The 1,039-nt window shown below is 36.7% G+C and carries 1 protein-coding gene and 1 pseudogene; one reads left to right on the top strand and one right to left on the bottom strand.

Annotation, left to right across the window (positions count from 1 at the left end):
* Positions 1-56 precede the first annotated feature (56 nt).
* Positions 57-161, top strand: a complete 105-nt coding sequence (locus V757_RS29135; RefSeq protein WP_162146562.1) for an integrase core domain-containing protein — start codon at positions 57-59, stop codon at positions 159-161.
* A 151-nt stretch (positions 162-312) separates the two neighbouring features.
* Here V757_RS29135 and V757_RS27895 read toward each other — a convergent pair.
* Positions 313-794, bottom strand: a pseudogene (locus tag V757_RS27895) (Bug family tripartite tricarboxylate transporter substrate binding protein).
* Positions 795-1,039: the final 245 nt, after the last annotated feature.

The following is a 1,039-nucleotide window of genomic DNA, read 5'->3' as shown; positions in this document are numbered from 1 at the left end:
TCAGTTTMASCGAACTGTCAGGGAGGAGCTTTTAAATATGTTATATCTTTGACTCATTGGAGCAAGCTGAGTTGCTAGTCACCCAATGGCAATGGCAGTATAATAACGTACGGCCTAACATGGCTATAGGAGGTGTACCCCCGCGACTTAAAGCGGCTTAAAATCCATATCATTCCACTAAAAGGTGTTCCTAAAAATGGGGGTCATACATATCCTTTGGAATATCTTTCTGTGCATATAAAGAAAACCATGATGAAATCTGTAAATCTGTTAAACCAACTTCTGGGGATGAAGGAACATTTGGCAACGAATTTATCCGTTTTTTGACGTAACCACTAACGGTTTAATAGTTCCAGCCTCAATATGCTGTATTAGTGGTGGCGTTGTAAACAAAAAATCAATATTTCCAGCTAATAAATCTGTTAACGCAGGACCAGCAATACTTACTGTCTTAATACCTGCAATATAATTTAACATTTCTGCGCTAACATGATGTAGAGATCCATTTCCACTAGAACCATAGTTTAATTTGCCTGGATTTTTTTCGCATAATCAATTAATTCTTGCATAGATTTTACTGGTAAATCTTTTTTTACAACTAAAATTTGTGGAGCAGAAACAATTTGAGCAATAGGCGTGAAATCTTTTATAGGATCCCAAGTTACTTTCATAAAATGAGGAGTAATTATATGGAAACCTGAATATTGCATTAGTAATGTATAACCATCTGGTTTAGAGCGTAAAAGTTGTTGAACAGCAATATTTCCTGATGCGCCTGCTTTATTCTCTACCACAACAGCTTGTCCTAATGCTTTACTCAATGTGTAACCATCCCCTAAATTAAGACAACAAGAAAGTAGAACTTTTTTGAACGTTACCGTAAACTTATTTCAAAGGAGTTTTACCATGAGTAAACGTACTAGCGAAAGCCAAATTATCAACATTCTTAAACAAGCCGAGGCAGGCACCCTGTTCAAGAGTTATGCCGTCAACATGGCATTCTTCTGCCACATTCTACAATGGCGAGAACGTTATGGAT

This window comes from Pelistega indica (assembly GCF_000506865.1).
Taxonomy (GTDB): Bacteria; Pseudomonadota; Gammaproteobacteria; order Burkholderiales; family Burkholderiaceae_B; genus Taylorella; species Taylorella indica.
This window is presented reverse-complemented; position numbering and strand designations above follow the sequence as displayed.